Source organism: Niveibacterium sp. (assembly GCF_041909475.1).
Classification (GTDB): domain Bacteria; phylum Pseudomonadota; class Gammaproteobacteria; order Burkholderiales; family Rhodocyclaceae; genus Niveibacterium.
This window is the reverse complement of the sequence record NZ_JAYRDJ010000024.1, coordinates 50,055-68,607: the sequence shown is the minus strand read 5'-3', so window position 1 is coordinate 68,607 and position 18,553 is coordinate 50,055. Positions and strand designations below refer to the sequence as shown.

The following is an 18,553-nucleotide window of genomic DNA, read 5'->3' as shown; positions in this document are numbered from 1 at the left end:
TACCTGCGCGACCGACGCGCCCGCCGCTTCGCTCTCAGTAACGACCTGCGCCTTGAACGACGCGCTATGCACGCGACGCGACCGACTCTGACTCTCTTGCATGGTGTCCACCTATTTTCTTGGTGGACACCATCCTTCACGCCCCGGGAGCGCGTCTCAAGATGGGTTCGCCGGACGCTTACGCCACAAGCGCTGCATCGATTGACCGTTTGTAGTGTCGCAGTCCGTACCCCTCACTCAATCGAGCTACGCAGCCCAACGACCGGAAGAACAAAGCGGATCTACACCCAGTGCGGGAGACAATTCGGCAGGTCGGACGAACGCTTGAATTACTTGACGCCGATGATGATCGCCAAGGGATGAATCGGCGACCTCACGCGCGTCTTACGCCAAAGCCAACGATAAGAGCGATTCTTGGAGAAACGTCGGCTCGCGCGAGCTATAAGGGATGACAGGCTCTGCTGCACGAAGGTCTGGATTGGGTCGATACGCGCGACCATGGGATTTCAAAGCTGACGTTCGTGCGCACTGGGGGCGCAACCGCGCCAATGTCGGCTATGGCCGAGTTGCTCTCCTACGTCTACCGAGAGGCTGTGGAGAGGAGTGGTCCTCGAGCTCACACTCTTCGAAGCCGATTCCGTTTTGGCCTTGGCCGAGAACACGCTAAGGCGACTCGGCCGATGCCGCGCTTTACGCACAGGCTCCTGCCGCTCAACATCATCGGCGGCTGTCACGACGCCGGGTAATCGAAACCACCGGAACTACTGATCAAGTCTGCCGGAATGCGTAATCTTGTCGCCGGTGAACTTGCCGCTCGGCTGGCCCGTATCCGGAGGCATGAGGCCGACGGCCTCCGTCTTCGCGGCCCATTCCTAGTAGTGATGCCGATTGCGCCCACCGTTGCCGTCATGCGCCTGCCAGGCGTGTTCGGGATTCTCGCCTCATGACATATGGTGCATGCGCCGCGATCGGTGACGTGTCTGATCGAGCGGAACTAGACTCTCAAATTGAATGCCGATAAGTTGAGATGCTCTCATTCCAACTGCCAACTTTTCAAAATGGTTTCAAAGTGAGAGCCTTCGGAAGGCTTGGTAATACTAAGCGTGCGATCTCACCTTGAGCGCCCAACGACATATTTCTGGCGAAAGCGCTTGGGATTACCACCTTGCACGGTGCCGTGCCAGACATGAAAAAGCCCCGCCATCGGGCGGGGCTTTGCCTTGTTGCCAGTCGGCCCCGGCGACGGGGGCGGCTGGTATTTCGGCTTACTGCACGGTGGCAGCGTCTTCCAGTAGTACGACGCCGTTGCTGTCGGCGGTGACGCTGACGCGGCCGCCGGACACCGTGGCGGTTGCGCCGGTGTAGGCGTCGCGCACCAGCAGGCCGTCGGCAAACACGCCGGCGACGCTGAGCGACACGTTGCCGCTGGCGCCGAAGGCGACTACAACCTTGTCGGTCCCCTTGCTGCGGGCGAAGGTGTAGGGCGAGTCGGCCAGCTTCTGGTGGCTGCCGGCGCCGACTGCGACGTGCGCGTTGCGGAACTTGCCGAGCTTCTGCGCATGTGCCAAGGCTGCCGTATCCGGCGAGCTCCAGTTCATGTCGCTGCGCCACACATGGTCACCACAACAGGACAGGTTCGGACGGCCGCTCTCGTCGCCGTAGAAGATCTGCACACCGCCAGGCGCCATCAGCAGCGCGGCGAGGCCGGTCTTCAGGTTGGCGCGGTCGTACAGACCCACGTCGTGGCTGGAGATGTAGGAGAGCAGGTTGTACGGCTTGCTGTTGTCCGCATTGACGCCGGCCAGCGTGACGTAGGTCGCCTCCATCCCGGTGAGGTTGGTGGCCGCACCCTTGAAGTTGAAGTTGATCATCGAGTCGAAGCCGTTGTCGAAGTAGCCGTCGCGGTCGGTGCCGTGGCCCCACGCTTCACCTGTCATCCAGAAGTCGGTGTCGCCGGAGAGCAGGGCGGCCTTGGTCGGATTGGCGGCAATCCAGTCGAGGCGCGCACGCTGCGCTTCGTCCTTCAGCACCTTCCAGTTGGCGAGTTCGACGTGCTTGGCGGTGTCGACGCGGAAGCCGTCGATACCGAAGTCACGCACATAGTCCGTCAGCCACTTCACGAGGTGGTTCACCGGCGTGCGCTGGCGGCCGGTCTTGGAGAACCAGGCATCGAGCGATGCCTTCTTGTCGTTGAGCGTGCCTTCCTTGGTCCACTTGTTCACCAGCAGCGGCGGCAGGCCGACCGCCGACATGTTGTCGGTGCGGAAGTCCGGCAGGTAGCCGACGCAGCCGGTGAGGCCGTCGGTGCCGTTACAGGCGCTGTAGCCGACGAGGCCGTTGCTCACGCGCAGCCAATCCGGGCTCCACCACTGCGACCAGTTGGCGTTGTTCGGATCCATGTAGGGCTTGATGTGGGTGTTGTAGTCGACCAGATCGTCGGTCTTGAACGCGGTGCTCTCCCAGCCGCCGTTCAGGCCGCCGAAGCCGAATTCCCACATGTCTTTCAGCGTGTCGTAACCGGCGTGGTTCATCACCACGTCCATCACGATGCGGATGCCCTTGGCGTGCGCTGCATCCACCACCGCTTGCAGGTCGGCGCGCGAGCCCATGTTCTTGTCCATGCTGCTGAAGTCCAGCGCGTAGTAGCCATGGTAGCCATAGTGCTTGTGGCCATCGCCGGCGACAAAGCCATGGATCTGCTCGTACGGCGCGCTCATCCAGATGACGTTGATGCCCAGCTTGTCGAAGTAGCCTTCGTTGATCTTGCTGAGCAGGCCTTTCAAGTCGCCGCCGTGGAACGCGGCCGGGAGGTCGCTGAGGCGGTTGCTGAAGGGGGTGCCGTCCTTGGCCGATTCGCGGCCGTAGGAGCGGTCGTTCGTCGTGTCGCCGTTGACGAAGCGGTCGGTCAGCAGGAAGTACACCGTGGCGTTATCCCAGCTGAACAGCTTCTTCGTCACGCTCTGGTTGCCGGTCGTGACCGGCGCGGTGTTGCTCGCGCCCGAGCTGAGTCCGGTCGCATTCTTCGCCACCACCGTGTAGTTGTAGGTGGTATTCGGCGCACCGCTCGAATCCACATAGCGATTCGTGGTGGCCGTGAAGGTTTGCGTGCCGCTGCCGCCGGTACGCGTGATCAAGTAGGTGATCGTCGGGCTTTCAGGGTCGGTCGAGGCGACCCAGGTCAGCGTCACGGTCGTGCCGTCGGCGGTACCGGCCAGCGTCGTCGGGTTGCTCGGCGGCGTGGTGTCGATGACGCACGGCGCCGCGGCGTTGGTGGTTACCACGCCATCTTTAACCGTGGTCGTGCCGGCGTTGATGGTGTAGTCGATGCCGCCGTTGTTGTCCCAGGTCGAACCGTTGTTGAAGTCCGCCTTCATGCTGGTCAGCGAACCGAGGTTCACCGTCTTCTTGACCCAGTTGGTACAGCCGGCTTCGTTCATGGCCGTGCCGGGCGGCGTCGTCCAGGTGCCGTTGAGGCCGTAGTGGATGTTCACCGAACTCCAGCCGCGGGTTGCCGTGTAGTAGTACACGACCGCGTTGCTGTCGGTGGCGGGCTGGGTGCTGACGCTCAACGCCGGGCTGCTCTGCGCGCTCTCGTTCTTGGCGGCGTCGAAGGCCGAGATCGTGTAGCTGTAGGCGGTGTTGGCGGCGAGCCCGCTGTCGGTGTAGCTCGTCGTGGCGCTCGAATTGACCTTCGCGCCGTTTCGATAGATGTTGTAGCCGGTCACGCCGACATCGTCGGTCGATGCGGCCCAGCTCAGGCTGATCGAGCTGGCCGTCGTGCCGGTGCTGGTAACGCTGCCCGGTACGCTCGGTGGCTTGGTGTCAACGCCCGCACACGGATTGCCGGCGCCGATCACGCCGCCGCTGACGGTCACGTTGCCGGTGCCCAGCGTGTAGTTCTTGCCGCCGTTGTTGTCCCAGGTGCCAGAGCCGTTGTTGAAGGTCGCAGCGAAGCTGCTGGCATCGCCCAGGCTGACCGTCTTCGCATACCAGCCGGTACAGGCGAGGCTCATCGACACGCCGGGCGGCGTAGTCCAGGTGTTGTTGATGCCGTAGTGGATGTTGATCGAGGTCCAGCCAGCGGCCGGCTTGTAATAGACCGTCGCGCTGTTGCTACCGGCCGGCAGCGTCGTGATCGGCAACGCGGCGCTCTGTGCCGATGTACCGCCCGCCGCGTCACGCGCCGACACGGTGTAGCTGTAGGCGGTGTTGGGGCTGAGGCCGCTGTCGGTGAAGCTCGTCGTGGTGCTCGAATTGATCTTGCTGCCGTTGCGGTAGATGTCGTAGGCAACGACGCCAACGTTGTCGGTCGAGGCCGTCCAGCTGAAGGTGGCCGAGGTTGATGCGATCGTGCCGGCAGTCAGGCCGGTCGGTACCGTGGGGGGGATGATGTCGCCGCACGGTGAGGTTGTCGTCACGACGCCGTTGTTGATCGTGACGATGCCGGTGCCGACGGTGTAGTTCTTGCCCGCGTTGTTGTCCCAGGTGCCGGCGCCGTTGTTGAAGGTCACCAGCCAGCTCGTCGCGGTGCCGACGTCGACCGTCTTGGTCTTCCAGCCGGTGCAGGCGTTGTCCATTGCGACGCCCGGCACGTTCGTCCAGGTGCCGTTCACGCCGTAATGGATATTGGTAGTCGTCCAGCTCGTCGCCGGTTTGTAATAAACGATCGCCGAGTTGGCGAACGCCGCGTGCCCGGCCGCCGCAAACATTGCGGCCGACAGCACTCGTGCGCTGTGCGCATTCCAGACCTTCATTGCTTCTCCTCTAGCGTGGTAATTGCAGCCGGCGTTTTTGGTTATTTTTGTGTTCAAGACACTTGTGCGGCCCCGCCTGGTGTCGCCAGCGCGGCGACGACTCCGCTGCGCAGGCTGTCGTCGCCAAGACTGGTGCGTTACAGAGCCGCTTGTGATGGCTCTGTTCGCAGATGCTGCTGATTCGAATGCATGAGTGCTGCTTATGCGCCCATACAAAATACATATGTTGTCGCAGGGGGACTTGTCCGAATTTGTCCTCGGCCCGGTCTTCCTCGCGGCGCTGTAAGCCGCGTCGGCGGTGCATATCGGGGTCGGGCAGACGGTGAAACATGCCGATGACATCGTTTGTGCCGGAATTGCGGTCGTCGGTCGCAAGGGTGAGCCGACGCCCTGGTTCATCGCGGCAGGGCGGCAATCCTTATCTGGAATTGCTTATCGATTTTTCTTCGTTCTCGGTTTGGGGGGTGCTCGATACAGTCGCCTCATCGACTTCGCACGAACCCCAGAGAGGCTCCACGATGCAAATCCTTCGACCCCGCCACGCGCTGTGCGCACTGGCACTCGCCTTTGGCCTTGCCGGCACGGCAAGCGCCGACACCACGCTGCTCAATGTGTCCTACGACCCGACGCGTGAGCTCTACACGGACTACAACGCGGCATTCGCGAAGTACTGGAAGGGCAAGACGGGCGAGACCGTCACGTTCAAACAATCCCACGGCGGCTCCGGCAAGCAGGCGCGCGCCGTGATCGACGGGCTTGATGCGGACGTGGTGACGCTGGCGCTGGCCTACGACATCGACGAGATCGCCGAACGCGCAAAATCCTTGCCGGCCGACTGGCAGAAGCGCCTGCCGAACAACGCCTCGCCTTACACCTCGACCATCGTGTTCCTGGTGCGCAAGGGCAACCCGAAGAAGATCTCCGACTGGGCGGATCTGGCGCGCAGCGGCGTCGAAGTGATCACGCCGAACCCGAAGACCTCCGGCGGCGCACGCTGGAACTACCTGGCCGCCTGGGGCTACGCGCTGAAACACACCGGCGGCACCGACGCCAGCGCGCGTGACTTCGTCAAGCGTATCTACTCGAACGTGAAGGTGCTCGATTCCGGCGCCCGCGGCGCTACCACCACCTTCACCGAGCGCGGCATCGGCGACGTGCTGATCGCGTGGGAGAACGAGGCCTACCTTGCCGTGAAGGAGCTCGGTCCCGACAAGTTCGACATCGTCACGCCGTCGATCTCGATCCTCGCAGAGCCGCCGGTGTCGGTGGTCGACAAGGTGGTCGACAAGAAGGGCACGCGCAAGGTGGCGGAAGCCTACTTGCAGTACCTGTACTCGCCCGAGGGGCAGGAGATTGCGGGCAAGCACTACTACCGTCCGCGTGATGCGAAGGTGGCAGCGAAGTACGCCAAGCAGTTTGCACCGGTGAGGCTCTTCACCATCGACGAGGTGTTCGGCGGCTGGCAGAAAGCGCAGAAGACGCACTTCGCGGACGGCGGGGTGTTCGACCAGATCTACGGCAAGTAATCCCGATCGTCTTCGGCACAAGCGGCCCGGCATTTGCCGGGCCGCTTGGCGTTTACCGCCCCGCCGAACCGAATCCCATATCGCGAATATGGGAATGAACGGAAATTGACTAAGCACTGGAATTTTTCTTGGTTCGCGTGCAAGCGCCACGCGCCTAGGCTCTCTCCATCGCGCGCCAGATGCGCAGAACGTCCCGCCTGGCGGGCGATTCGGAGGAAGACATGTCACTGATAGCAACATCCCATGCCGGCGAAGCCATTGCGACGGCTTTTCACGCCACGGAATCCGAGGCGCCGCAGTCGGCTCACGCAGAGGCCATTCTTGAGCGCGCACGCGCCGCAGCGCGCGATGCGGGGCTGCCGTATGCCGGCCGCGTTACGCCGCAGGAGGCCTGGGCCCTGGTTGGTGAAGGTGCCGCAGTGCTGGTCGACGTACGCACTGCCGAGGAGCGCAAGTTCGTCGGCCATGTGCCCGACACCCTGCATGTGGCGTGGATGACGGGGACTTCGCTGATCCGCAATCCGCGCTTCGTGCGCGAACTCGAGAGCAAGACCGGCAAGAGCGCCGTGGTGCTGCTGCTGTGCCGTAGCGGCAAGCGTTCGGCCGATGCCGCCGAGGCTGCAGCGAAAGCCGGATTCACCAACGTATTCAACGTCCTCGAAGGCTTCGAGGGCGATCTGGACGCGCAGCAGCAGCGCGGCCGCGTCGGCGGCTGGCGCGTGCATGGCCTGCCTTGGGTTCAGGACTGATCGATTCGCGGATTCCCGCCATTTCTGGAGCGCAACATGTCGAACTGGTTTGCTGACAACTCCCTGTCCATCGGCCGGACGCCGCTGGTGAAGCTCAACCGCATCCTCGACGGTGCGCCGGCAACGGTGCTGGCGAAGATCGAGGGGCGCAACCCGGCGTATTCGGTCAAGTGCCGCATCGGCGCGGCGCTGATCTGGGATGCCGAGAAGCGCGGCTTGCTCGGGCCGGGCAAGGAGCTGGTCGAACCGACCAGCGGCAACACCGGCATCGCGCTGGCGTTCGTCGCCGCGGCGCGAGGCATCCCGCTCACGCTGACGATGCCCGAGACGATGAGCATCGAGCGGCGCAAGCTGCTGCTCGCCTACGGCGCGAAGCTGGTGCTGACCGAAGGCGCGAAGGGCATGAGCGGCGCGATCGCCAAGGCCGAGGAAATCGCCGCGTCGGACCCGAAGTACGTACTGCTGCAACAGTTCAAGAACCCGGCCAATCCGGCGATTCATGAGTCGACCACCGGGCCTGAAATTTGGCAGGACACCGAGGGCGCAATCGACATTCTGGTCTCTGGCGTCGGCACCGGCGGCACGATCACCGGTGTGACCCGCTACATCAAGGGTACGCAGAAGAAGGCAATCCAGGCCGTCGCGGTGGAGCCCACCGCCAGTCCGGTGCTGACGCAGGCGCGCAACGGCGAACCGCTGAAACCGGCCCCGCACAAGATCCAGGGCATCGGCGCGGGTTTCGTGCCGCAGGTGCTGGACCTGTCGCTGATCGACGCGATCGAACAGGTCAGCAACGAGGAAGCAGTGGAATACGCGCGGCGTCTCGCCCGCGAGGAAGGCATCCTCTCCGGCATTTCGTGCGGCGCAGCGGCTGCGGTAGCGGCTCGGCTGGCAAAGAAGCCCGAGAACGCCGGCAAGACCATCGTTGTCGTGCTGCCGGACTCTGGTGAGCGTTACCTGAGCTCGATCCTGTTCGACGGCGTCTTCGACGCGACCGGGCTGCCCGTATGAATACGCGGCCTCGGCCGTCAGGCGGCGGCAATCGTGTATCGGATAGGCGGGCCGCGACATGAGCGACGAGGCCACCGTTTCCGCGCATCTGCTCAGCGCGCAGCCCAACTGGGACCTCGATCGCGTGGTCGCGGGGCTGCGTGAGGCACGCGACACCTGGCGCACAGCCCAACGCCGCGGGCGCGACTTCGGCGGACGGGAGCTACCCTCACGCAGCGCGCTCAACGATATCGCCGCCGCGCTGTGCGGTGCGCTGTTTCCGATGCGCCTCGGGCCGGCCGATCTGCGCCAGGAAAGCGAGGACTTCTACGTCGGCCACACGCTGGATGCAGCCCTCAACAGCCTGCTTGCGCAAGTGCGACTGGAACTCAATTACGCCGCGCGTGAAGCACCGTCCAGCCCGACCGAGCTGGAATTGCGCGCGGTCGAGATCGTGCGCAGCTTCGCCAGCCTGCTGCCGGCGGTACGACGTCTGCTCGATACTGACGTGACCGCAGCGTTTAACGGCGACCCGGCGGCCCGCAGCGTGGACGAAGTGCTGCTGTGCTACCCCGGCGTGTTGGCGGTGATCCACCACCGCCTCGCGCACCAGCTCTACCGGCTCGGCGTGCCGCTGATCGCCCGCATCGTGTCGGAGATCGCACACTCAGAAACAGGGATCGACATCCATCCTGGCGCGACGATCGGTGCGAGCTTCTTCATCGATCACGGCACCGGCGTCGTGATCGGTGAGACCGCGGTGATCGGCGATCGCGTGCGTCTGTACCAGGCGGTGACGCTGGGCGCGAAACGCTTCGAACAGGATGCGGACGGCAACTTGCTCAAAGGCGCCCCGCGTCATCCGGTGGTCGAAGACGACGTCGTGATCTACGCCGGCGCAACCATCCTTGGTCGCATCACGATTGGCAAGGGCTCGTCGATCGGCGGAAACATCTGGCTCACGCGCAGCGTGCCGCCGGGTAGTCATGTGACTCAGGCCAACACCCGACAGGAAGTGATCAACGATGGCGCGGGAATCTGACACATCGCTCGATGCGGCGCTGTTTGGTCGCGCGGTACGGCTACTGCGTGGCGAACGCGGTTGGTCGCAGGAGTTGCTGGCCGAGAAGGCGGACCTCAACCGGACTTACGTTGGGGAGGTGGAGCGGGGTGATGTGGTGCCTTCGATCCTCACCGCCGCAAAGCTTGCCGACGCCTTCGGTGTGCGGCTCTCGATCGTGATGGCGCGTTGTGAGTCCTTGGCTCGGCCCCGCGAGTACACACACTTTTGATGGCGATAGGCGGTTGAGACGGTCAAGGCCGTGTTGCAAGGTGAGTGATTGGAAATTTAGTGCAGTTCATTTCAAGATTTTGCATAAGGAGTAGCGTTCATGGCTGACCACCAAAGCATCCCGACCGCGCTGGGCGATAACGCCGCCCGCCAGTTGGCGAATGCCACGAAGACCGTCCCGCAACTGTCGGTAATTTCGCCGCGTTGGCTGGTCCATCTGCTGCAGTGGCTACCGGTCGAAGCCGGTATCTACCGGCTGAACAAGGTCAAGAATCCGGCCAATGTGCAGGTCGCCTGTTCGCAGCGCGATGAATCGGAACTGCCGCAGACCTTCGTGGACTACGAGGAACAGCCGCGCGAGTACTTCCTTAACGCGGTCACGACGATCCTCGATGTGCACACCCGCGTGTCGGATCTGTACAGCAGCCCGCATGACCAGATCAAAGAGCAGCTGCGCCTGACGATCGAGACGATCAAGGAGCGTCAGGAATCCGAGCTGATCAACAACCCGGACTACGGCCTGCTCGCCAACGTCGCAGAAGAGCAGCGCGTGTTCACGCTGACCGGTGCGCCGACGCCGGACGATTTGGACGAACTGATCACCAAGGTCTGGAAAGAGCCGGCCTTCTTCCTGACCCACCCGCTGGCGATTGCCGCCTTTGGCCGCGAGTGCACCCGCCGTGGCGTGCCGCCGCCCACCGTCAGCCTGTTCGGGTCGCAGTTCCTGACCTGGCGCGGCATCCCGCTCATTCCATCGGACAAGGTGCCGGTTGTTGATGGCAAGACCAAGATCCTGCTGATCCGCGTCGGCGAAAAGCGTCAGGGCGTGGTTGGTCTGTTCCAGCCGGGCCTTGCCGGCGAACAGAGCCCGGGCCTGTCTGTGCGCTTCATGGGCATCAACCGCAACGCGATCGCGTCCTACCTGATTTCGCTGTATTGCTCGCTCGCCGTGCTGACCGACGATGCACTGGCAGTGCTCGAAGACGTGGAGATCGGCAAGTACCATGACTATCCCGACACCTACAAGTGAGGGGCTCGCGGGCCTTGCGCCCGCGGCGCCGCCGGGCTTGCCGGATGTCGGAACGCTTGCGCGCCTTGCGGGTGAGTTCTTTGCTGCACTGCCGGGTACCACGCCGCCGAATTTCGACGGCTTCGGCGGCAGTACGCTGACCCAAGCGCAGGCGCCGGAGCCCCGGCTCGATCTGGCGGGTCGCGCACCGACGTTCGCGCCCTCGGCAGCCGCGCCGAGCGGTATTCCGGAGTCGCTGCCCGATGCGTCACCAGCCGCTGGCCGTACTGGTGGCGCGTCGCTCGGCGTGCCGGAGGCTTACGCCGCGGCGCTGCCGTCGGTCACGCCGCCTCAGGTCGCAAGCGCCACGCCGCCCACCTCGCCGTACTACTTCCTCGGTGACGCACCGGCGCTCGGCGCACAGCCTCAGGTCGAAGTGCCGCGGGATGACCGTGTTACCGCCCAGTCCTTCGGCTTGCCCGGTGAATCCGAACTGCGTGCGCTGCTCGCAGGAACCGATTCGCCGCGTGCAGTTTCGCCCGAAGCGGCACGCAGCGCGCCCGGCTACTACTTCGTCGATCCGGTGGCATTGCCGCAGGATCCGCCGCAGGTGCGGCCGAGCGGGCATCCGCCGTTCGACGTCAATGCCGTCCGCCGCGATTTCCCGATCCTGCAGGAGCGTGTCAACGGCAAGCAGCTGATCTGGTTCGACAACGCAGCGACCACTCACAAGCCGCAGGCGGTGATCGACCGGCTCGCTCACTTCTACGCGCACGAAAACTCCAACATCCACCGCGCTGCGCATGAACTGGCCGCGCGGGCGACGGATGCCTACGAGGGCGCGCGCAAGAAGGTCGCCAAATTCATCGGCGCCAGTTCGGTGGAAGAGGTGATCTTCGTGCGGGGCGCGACCGAGGCGATCAACCTCGTCGCGAAGACCTGGGGTGTGCAGAACGTCGGTGCCGGTGACGAGATCGTCGTGTCGAACCTGGAGCATCACGCCAACATCGTGCCCTGGCAACAGCTCGCGGCGCAGGTGGGCGCGAAGATCCGCGTGATCCCGGTGGACGACTCAGGCCAGATCCTGCTCGAGGAATACCGCAAGCTGCTCAACGACCGCACCAAGATCGTGGCGATCACGCAGGTCTCCAACGCGCTGGGTACGATCACGCCAGTACGCGAGATCGTCGCGCTGGCACACAGCGTTGGCGCCAAGGCGCTGGTCGATGGTGCGCAGTCGGTGTCGCACATGCGTGTCGATGTGCAGGCGCTGGATGCGGACTTCTTCGTGTTCTCCGGGCACAAGGTGTTCGCGCCGACTGGCATCGGCGTGGTCTACGGCAAGCGCGACCTCCTTGAGCACATGCAGCCTTGGCAGGGCGGCGGCAACATGATTGCCGACGTCACCTTCGAGCGCACGATCTACCAGCCACCGCCCAACCGTTTCGAAGCCGGTACCGGCAACATTGCGGATGCGGTCGGCCTCGGTGCTGCGATCGATTACGTCGAACGCATCGGCATCGAGAACATCGCGCGCTACGAGCACGAGCTGCTGGCGTATGCGACGCACGCGCTCAAGCCCGTGCCGGGCGTGCGGCTGATCGGTACTGCCGCGGACAAGGCCAGCGTGCTGTCCTTCGTGCTGGCGGGATATCGCACCGAAGAGGTGGGCGAGGCGCTGAACCGTGAGGGCATTGCGGTGCGCTCCGGCCACCATTGCGCCCAGCCGATCCTGCGCCGCTTCGGACTCGAAGCCACGGTCCGCCCCTCGCTGGCGTTCTACAACACCTGTGCGGAAGTCGATGCGCTGGTGTCGGTGGTGCGTCGGCTATCGAGCAACCGCGCACACTGAGTCACGACAGCAATCAGGCCTCGTTCGCCCGCAAGGCGACGGGGCCTTTATTCTTCTCAGGCGTCCGCGCCAGCTTCCTGAGGCGAAGTTCGCCCGGCAAGAAAACGCGTTTGCAGTCGGAAGAGCAGGGCGCCGGCGAGCAGTGCGGGCAAGAAGATCCAGGTCTCGGCATTGGGTGCGGCAAGCAAGGCGACCGCCGGCCCTGGGCAATAGCCGCTGACACCCCAACCGATGCCGAAGAGCACTGAGCCCAGGACCAGCGGCTGATCGACCTTGGTGGCCGTTGGCAGGTGGTAGCGGGTGTCGAGTAGCGGTCTCGCGCGTCGCAGGATCAGACGAAAGGCCAGTGTGGCGAGCGTGACCGCACCGCCCAGTACGAATAGCAGCGACGGATCCCAGTGACCGGCGATGTCGAGGAAGCCGAGCACCTTGGATGGGTCGGTCATGCCGGCCAGAGCGAGCCCGGCGCCGAACAACAGCCCGCTCAACAGGCTCGAAAGTACGCGCCCCATCACTGCACCCCCAATCCATGCCGTACCAGCAGCGCCGTGACGATGCCGGTGGCAAGAAAGCTCGCTGTCGCTACCAGCGAGCGTGGGGACAGGCGCGCCAGACCACACACGCCATGCCCGCTGGTGCAGCCGTTGGCCAGCGCGGTGCCGTAGCCGACCAGCATGCCAGCGAACGCAAGCAAGCCGGTCGGGAAACCTGCGCGCGCTTGCGGCGCAGCCCCGTGAAGGGCATACAAGGCTGCGGCGCCGGCGATCAGGCCTGCGATAAAGGCCAGTCGCCAGTGGCGTTCGTGCGGGTCGGCAGATACCGCGCCGCCGACAATGCTGCTGACCCCGGCGAGCCGGCCGTTGAGCCACAACAGCAGCGATGCCGCCGCGCCGATCAGCAGGCCGCCGGCGAGCGGCTGTATGAAATTACTCGTGATCATCGTGTATCCGCTCCAGCAAAGACAGGCCCCGCGGGGCCTGTCGATGTATCTCAAGTCGCCCTGAGTTGGCGCCTCAGAATCGCCAGCCATAGGCGATGTCGAAAATGTTCTCCTGCAAATGGATGTTGGCTTCGCCGCCACCGAAGGCGGGCGGGATAGAGCGCGAGCCGTTCACCGTCTGCTTCAAACCGTGTGTGAAGCCAAGGCTCAAGTCTCCCGCCGGCGACACGCGCCAGGTGGCACCGAGGCTCAGGTGGTCCTGCACTACGCCCGGGGCGACGATGTTGAGCAGGGTTTGGTCCGCCGGGATCGGTTGATCGGCGTGGCTGTAGCCAGCGCGCAGCGTCACCGCAGGATTGAGCGTGTAGCTCGCTCCCAGCTTGTAGACCGAGATGTCCTTCCAGCCAAAACCGGGGCCATCCGCACTGCCGAGCGGGTTACCGGCATTGAGTTTGGCCAGCGGATTGCCGACCGATTTGATCTCGCTGTAGGCGATGCGCTGCCAGTCTGCAGCCAGCGTCAGCGCATCGTTCGCCGCCCAGGCGAGTCCGAGGCCGTAGTTGGATGGGATGTCGAATCCGCCGCTTTCTGCGAACAAGCCACGGTACTTGTCGAACTCGCCGGTCCTGATCTTCGACGCCCAGGTTGCACCGAGCGTGAGTGTCGGCGCGATGCGGCCTGTCCAGCCCAGGCGCACGCCCCAACCGGTCGAGGAGTCGTAGCCTTGGTCGGTGACATGGCCGGGGCTGGCGGTGAAGTAGGGATTATCGAACGCCGACAGACCTTCGGCCTTGAAGCGTTGGTAGGCGAACACCACCGAGGCGCCGATCGATTGGGTGTCAGTGACCTTGTAGGCGATTGTCGGTGCAATGAAGAGTTGGCTCAGATCCACGCCGGCCTGGCCCTTGCTGCCGAAGGCGCCAAACGGGTTCTGCGCATACTGGGTGTTCATGCCGCCGTTGCCGTAGATCGCCAGGCTGCCGGTGAGTGCCGGCGCAAAGTGTTTGATCAGGCCCAGTTCAGGGACGAAGAAATCCTTCTTGCCGCTGCCGTCGTACTGACCGTTGGCGCCCGCCAGATTGCCGACGATTTCTGCGCCCCGTTCCGGGCGGAACCATGAAAGACCCACGTCAGCGCGGTCATCAACAAATGAAACGCCGGCCGGGTTGTTGCCGGCGGCCAGCCCGTCCAGCGGCAATGCGATGCCAACGCCTGCGAGCGAGCGCGATGCGGTGCCGACGCCGTGTACGAAATAGCCGTTGGTGGCGCCCGCAATGGCGGGCAGCAGAAACAGGGTCGACAGCGCCGCCCTGAGTACACGCGAGTTGTTCACGTGGATCTCTCCTCTAGTTGGGTCAGGCGAGGCTAGGTGGAGAACCGGCGCGCGAGAACGAAGTCTTTCCGCATTGCATCGCATCGTGGATCTGCAATCGATATCCGCGATCCGCGTGATGCGCGGTGAATACGCAATGCAGAAGAAGAGTGAAATGCTTCGCTGAATTCCTTGGTTCGCGATCTGCGTCGCGTTGCCTAGATTGCGGACTCCGCTGCGGTGTTTTCCGTTCGCGGGGCTCGCTTCGTCGAGCCGGATCCACCAAGGAGAGCGCAACGTGAGCATTTTGACCATCGCAGGCAGCCCGTCGGCTGATTCACGCTCGGCGAAGTTGCTGGCCCATGTTGGCAGGGCAATCGAGGCCGCCGATCTGGATGTCGCAACACTGTCGCTGCGCAGCCTGCCTGCCGAGGCACTGCTGTTGGCAGACCGCAGCCACCCGGCGATCGTTGCGGCACTCGAAGCGGTGGCGGACGCAAGCGTGATCGTGCTGGCGACACCGATCTACAAGGCGGCGTACAGCGGCCTGCTGAAGACCTTCCTCGATCTGCTCCCGCAGCGTGGCTTCGAAGGCAAGTTCGTGTGGCCGCTTGCGTCGGGCGGCAGCCTCGCGCATGCGCTGGCGATCGACTACGCGCTGCGCCCGGTGCTGGCCAGCCTCTCCGCCGCAAACATTGGCCGCGCGGTGTTTGCGCTCGACAGCGAAATCGGCAGCGATGCCCTTGGCGGGCTGCAGCTCGCACCGGCGCTTGCGGCGCGGCTGGACGACGGCGTCAACGCACTGGCGCAGCACCTTGGTGCGTCACCCTGCCTTGCCAAGCTGAACGCGTCGAACGGATTCATGCGTTTCTCGCCGGCGCGTTGCAGCGCCTGAGCGCCCCCTTCGAATTCGAACGAGTCGCGCCGGTGCAGGCGCGCACACATCCTCATCCAGCACTACGGAGAAACCGAATGTCCGTCTTCAATCAGTATCGTCGCCAATTCGCCACGGCAAGCCTGGCGCTGGCCGCCGCCCTCATCGCACCGGCCGCGCTTGCGGAATACAACCCAAAACTGCTGCGCATCGGCTTCCAGAAGTCTGCCAGCGTGCTGTCCTTGCTGAAGGCGCAGGGCACTGTCGAGAAGCAACTCGCGGGCAAGGGGCTGGATATCAAGTGGGTCGAGTTTCCGGCGGGGCCGCAACTGCTTGAAGGCCTGAACGTCGGCTCGATCGACTTTGGCTACGTCGGTGAGGCGCCGCCGATCTTCGCGCAGGCCGCCGGTGCGAATTTCGTTTATGTCGGCTACGAGCTGCCGGCGCCGGCCGCCGAAGCGGTGCTGGTGCCCAAGGCCTCCGCGATTCGCAGCGTCGCCGATCTGAAGGGCAAGAAGGTCGGGCTCAACAAGGGCTCTAACGTCCATTACCTGCTGGTCAAGCTGCTGGAAAAGCATGGCCTGAAGTACAGCGATATCCAGCCCGTCTTTCTGCCGCCCGCCGACGCGCGTGCCGCCTTCGAGCGTGGTGCGATCGACGCCTGGGTGATCTGGGAACCGTTCCAGTCCGCCGCCGAGAAGCAGGTCGATGCCCGCATCCTCGCCGACGGGCAGGGGGTGGTCTACAACCACGCCTTCTTCCTCGCCGAACGCGAGTTCGCCGAGAAGCGTGCCGACGTGATCCGCATCCTCTTCGATGAGGCGCACAAGCTGGGCCAACAGATCAAGAAAGACACCCGTGCCGCGGCGGCGCAGCTGACCACGCTGCAGGGCCTGGACCCGGCGGTGATCGAGCAGGCACTGAACCGCTACAACCTGAGCGTGCGCCCGATCGACGACGCGGTGCTGGCCGAGCAGCAGAAGCTCGCCGACACCTTCTATGACCTGAAGCTGATTCCGAAGGCGATCCAGGTCAAGGACGCCACGCTGCCGGCGCGCCGCTGAGACGCAGATCGAGATCGCAACCATGTCTTCCTTCACACGTCATCTCAAGGGCTTGCTCGCCGCGCTGGTGCTGCTTGCCGGTCTGGCCGCCAACGCACACGCAGCTGAGCGAGCCCCGTCCGAGCTGCGGATCGGCTTTCAGAAGAGCTCGATCAACCTGCTGATCGTCAAACAACTCGGTTTGCTGGAAAAGCGCTTCCCAGCTGCCAAGGTGAGCTGGATCGAGTTTCCGGCCGGCCCGCAATTGCTTGAGGCCCTTTCGGTCGGGAGCCTTGATTTCGGTATGACCGGCGACAGCCCGCCAGTGTTTGCGCAGGCTGCGGGCAAGGATCTGCTTTACGTTGGTGCCGAAGCACCGAAACCGGAGAACTCCGCGATCCTGGTGCCGGCCAATTCGGCCCTGCGAAGCCTTGTCGATTTGAAGGGCAAGCGGGTGGCGCTGCAGAAGGGCTCAAGCGCGCACTTTGTGGTGGTCCAGGCGCTGAAGAAGGCCGGGCTCAAATGGGCGGATATCGAGCCGATCTATCTGACCCCGGCGGATGCCCGTGCGGCCTTTGAGCGCGGCAGTGTCGATGCCTGGGCAATCTGGGATCCGTACTATGCAGCCGCCGAGCTGGCGATAAAACCGCGCGTCCTCTCGTCCGGCAAAGGCTTGTCATCGAACAACACCTTCTATCTCGCCGCGACGAACTTCGCCCGTCAGCAACCGGCAGCCGTGCTGGGTCTGCTTGATGCGCTCAGTCAGGCCGAGGCCTGGACGCAGGCGCACAAGCTTGAGGCGGCGCAGACCTACTCGAAGGTCACCGGACTCGACTTGCCGACGGCGCAGCGCTTTGTTGATCGTCGTCCCTCAACCGATGTGAAGCCCCTCGTGGCGGCCCACGTCGCAGAGCAGCAACAGGTCGCCGATGCCTTTCTCGAGTTGGGCCTGATCCCGCGCGCGATCAAGGTCAGCGACATTGTCTGGCAAGCGCCAGCTGCAGTCGTGGCACAGTAATTTCGGAGTTTCAGCATGAAAGTATTCTGGTTCCTGCCCACACACGGCGACAGCCGTTACCTGGGCACCAGCGAAGGCGCCCGCAGCGTCGATCTGGACTACCTGCAGCAGATTGCGCAGGCCGCCGACCGGCTCGGCTACTACGGTGTGCTGACGCCGACTGGCCGTTCGTGCGAAGACCCGTGGGTCGTCACATCGAGCTTGATTGCCGCGACCAAGCAACTGCGTTTTCTCGTTGCGCTGCGGCCGGGGCTCACACAGCCGGCACTTGCCGCACGTATGGCGGCGACGTTTGACCGCCTTTCCGGCGGACGCCTCTTGGTGAATCTGGTGACCGGTGGCGACCCCAACGAGCTTGCGGGTGATGGCCTGTTCGATTCGCATGCCGAGCGCTACGAAGCCTCGGCCGAGTTCATCCGCATCTGGCGCGAGATCATTGCTCGCAGCCACGATGGCGAAAGCTACGACTTCGAGGGCAAGCATCTGCGAGTCAAAGGCGCGAAGCTCCTCTATCCGCCGGTGCAGAAGCCGCATCCGCCGGTGTGGTTTGGCGGCTCGTCGGAGCCGGCTCACGAGCTCGCCGCAGAGCAGGTCGAAACCTACCTGACCTGGGGCGAACCGCCAGCGGAGGTTGCGAAGAAGTTCGCCGATGTGCGCGCTCGTGCCGCCAAGCGCGGCCGCATCGTTAAGTTCGGTGTGCGCCTGCACGTGATCGTGCGTGAAACGGAGGAAGAGGCCTGGGCGGATGCCGAACGCCTGATCAGCCGGCTGGACGATGACACCGTCGCGACGGCGCAAGCGGCGCTGGCGCGGATGGATTCGGTCGGCCAGCGCCGCATGGCCGAACTGCACGGCAGTGGCAAGGGCCGCACTCGCGCCGACCTGGAAATCAGCCCCAACCTGTGGGCCGGTGTCGGGCTTGTGCGGGGAGGCGCAGGCACGGCGATCGTCGGCAACCCCCAGCAGGTTGCCGCGAAGTTGAAGGAATACCAGGATGTCGGCGCAGAGGCCTTCATTCTCTCTGGCTACCCGCATCTGGAAGAAGCCTATCGCTTCGCGGAGCTGGTCTTCCCGCTGCTGCCGCTGGCGCACAGCGCACCGAATGCAGCGCTGCCGGGTGGCAGTCTGACCGGGCCTTTCGGTGAAGTGGTGGCCAACCATTTCGTGCCGAAGGCGTCGCAAAGTTGAGGCCGCG

The 18,553-nt window shown here is 64.2% G+C and carries 15 protein-coding genes; 11 read left to right on the top strand and 4 right to left on the bottom strand.

All coding sequences use genetic code 11. The features are described from left to right. Positions 1 to 1,265: 1,265 nt before the first annotated feature. Complete coding sequence (locus ACE3P0_RS15395) at positions 1,266 to 4,754, bottom strand: carbohydrate binding domain-containing protein (RefSeq protein WP_374403600.1); 3,489 nt, start codon at positions 4,752 to 4,754, stop codon at positions 1,266 to 1,268. A gap of 518 nt (positions 4,755 to 5,272) precedes the next feature. Here ACE3P0_RS15395 and ACE3P0_RS15390 point away from each other — a divergent pair. The 7 genes from ACE3P0_RS15390 to ACE3P0_RS15360 all read left to right on the top strand — a co-directional run bounded on the left by ACE3P0_RS15390 (position 5,273) and on the right by ACE3P0_RS15360 (position 12,171). Beyond that, the gene (locus tag ACE3P0_RS15390) at positions 5,273 to 6,280 is read left to right on the top strand and encodes a sulfate ABC transporter substrate-binding protein (RefSeq protein WP_374403599.1); all 1,008 of its coding nucleotides are present in this window, start codon (positions 5,273 to 5,275) and stop codon (positions 6,278 to 6,280) included. A 221-nt stretch (positions 6,281 to 6,501) separates the two neighbouring features. After that, the gene (locus ACE3P0_RS15385; RefSeq protein ID WP_374403598.1) at positions 6,502 to 7,029 is read left to right on the top strand and encodes a rhodanese-like domain-containing protein; all 528 of its coding nucleotides are present in this window, start codon (positions 6,502 to 6,504) and stop codon (positions 7,027 to 7,029) included. 36 nt (positions 7,030 to 7,065) lie between these two features. Further along, a complete protein-coding gene (gene cysK, locus ACE3P0_RS15380) occupies positions 7,066 to 8,040 on the top strand; it encodes a cysteine synthase A (protein ID WP_374403596.1) in 975 nt (324 codons plus the stop codon). A gap of 58 nt (positions 8,041 to 8,098) precedes the next feature. After that, entirely contained in the window at positions 8,099 to 9,061 is a 963-nt protein-coding gene (gene epsC / locus ACE3P0_RS15375) for a serine O-acetyltransferase EpsC (protein WP_374403595.1), read from the top strand. Continuing rightward, positions 9,045 to 9,311 carry a multiprotein-bridging factor 1 family protein gene (locus tag ACE3P0_RS15370; protein ID WP_374403594.1) on the top strand — a complete coding sequence of 89 codons (267 nt, stop codon included), beginning with the start codon at positions 9,045 to 9,047 and terminating at the stop codon, positions 9,309 to 9,311. Before epsC ends, ACE3P0_RS15370 begins: the two co-directional genes overlap by 17 nt. A gap of 99 nt (positions 9,312 to 9,410) precedes the next feature. Then, complete coding sequence (locus ACE3P0_RS15365; RefSeq protein WP_172196552.1) at positions 9,411 to 10,340, top strand: family 2A encapsulin nanocompartment shell protein; 930 nt, start codon at positions 9,411 to 9,413, stop codon at positions 10,338 to 10,340. Then, complete coding sequence (locus ACE3P0_RS15360) at positions 10,315 to 12,171, top strand: family 2A encapsulin nanocompartment cargo protein cysteine desulfurase (protein WP_374403593.1); 1,857 nt, start codon at positions 10,315 to 10,317, stop codon at positions 12,169 to 12,171. Before ACE3P0_RS15365 ends, ACE3P0_RS15360 begins: the two co-directional genes overlap by 26 nt. A gap of 56 nt (positions 12,172 to 12,227) precedes the next feature. Here the strand turns inward: ACE3P0_RS15360 and ACE3P0_RS15355 are convergent, their stop codons facing one another. The 3 genes from ACE3P0_RS15355 to ACE3P0_RS15345 all read right to left on the bottom strand — a co-directional run bounded on the left by ACE3P0_RS15355 (position 12,228) and on the right by ACE3P0_RS15345 (position 14,444). Next, positions 12,228 to 12,683: a DUF6691 family protein gene (locus tag ACE3P0_RS15355; protein ID WP_374403592.1), complete on the bottom strand. Its 456-nt coding sequence runs from the start codon at positions 12,681 to 12,683 to the stop codon at positions 12,228 to 12,230. Continuing rightward, on the bottom strand, positions 12,683 to 13,111 hold the full coding sequence (locus tag ACE3P0_RS15350) for a YeeE/YedE family protein (RefSeq protein ID WP_374403591.1): 429 nt from the start codon (positions 13,109 to 13,111) through the stop codon (positions 12,683 to 12,685). The genes ACE3P0_RS15355 and ACE3P0_RS15350 overlap by 1 nt, the downstream gene beginning before the upstream one ends. Positions 13,112 to 13,184: 73 nt before the next feature. Then, a complete protein-coding gene (locus ACE3P0_RS15345) occupies positions 13,185 to 14,444 on the bottom strand; it encodes an OmpP1/FadL family transporter (protein ID WP_374403590.1) in 1,260 nt (419 codons plus the stop codon). 277 nt (positions 14,445 to 14,721) lie between these two features. Between ACE3P0_RS15345 and ssuE the strand changes: the two genes are divergently transcribed. From ssuE to ssuD, 4 genes are all read left to right on the top strand, one after another. Continuing rightward, complete coding sequence (ssuE, locus tag ACE3P0_RS15340; RefSeq protein ID WP_374403589.1) at positions 14,722 to 15,318, top strand: NADPH-dependent FMN reductase; 597 nt, start codon at positions 14,722 to 14,724, stop codon at positions 15,316 to 15,318. A 77-nt stretch (positions 15,319 to 15,395) separates the two neighbouring features. Next, positions 15,396 to 16,361: a sulfonate ABC transporter substrate-binding protein gene (locus ACE3P0_RS15335; protein WP_374403587.1), complete on the top strand. Its 966-nt coding sequence runs from the start codon at positions 15,396 to 15,398 to the stop codon at positions 16,359 to 16,361. Between the two features lie 22 nt (positions 16,362 to 16,383). Next, positions 16,384 to 17,358, top strand: coding sequence for a sulfonate ABC transporter substrate-binding protein (locus ACE3P0_RS15330; protein ID WP_374403586.1), 975 nt, complete (start codon positions 16,384 to 16,386; stop codon positions 17,356 to 17,358). 15 nt (positions 17,359 to 17,373) lie between these two features. Continuing rightward, positions 17,374 to 18,546, top strand: a complete 1,173-nt coding sequence (ssuD, locus tag ACE3P0_RS15325) for an FMNH2-dependent alkanesulfonate monooxygenase (RefSeq protein WP_374403585.1) — start codon at positions 17,374 to 17,376, stop codon at positions 18,544 to 18,546. Positions 18,547 to 18,553: the final 7 nt, after the last annotated feature.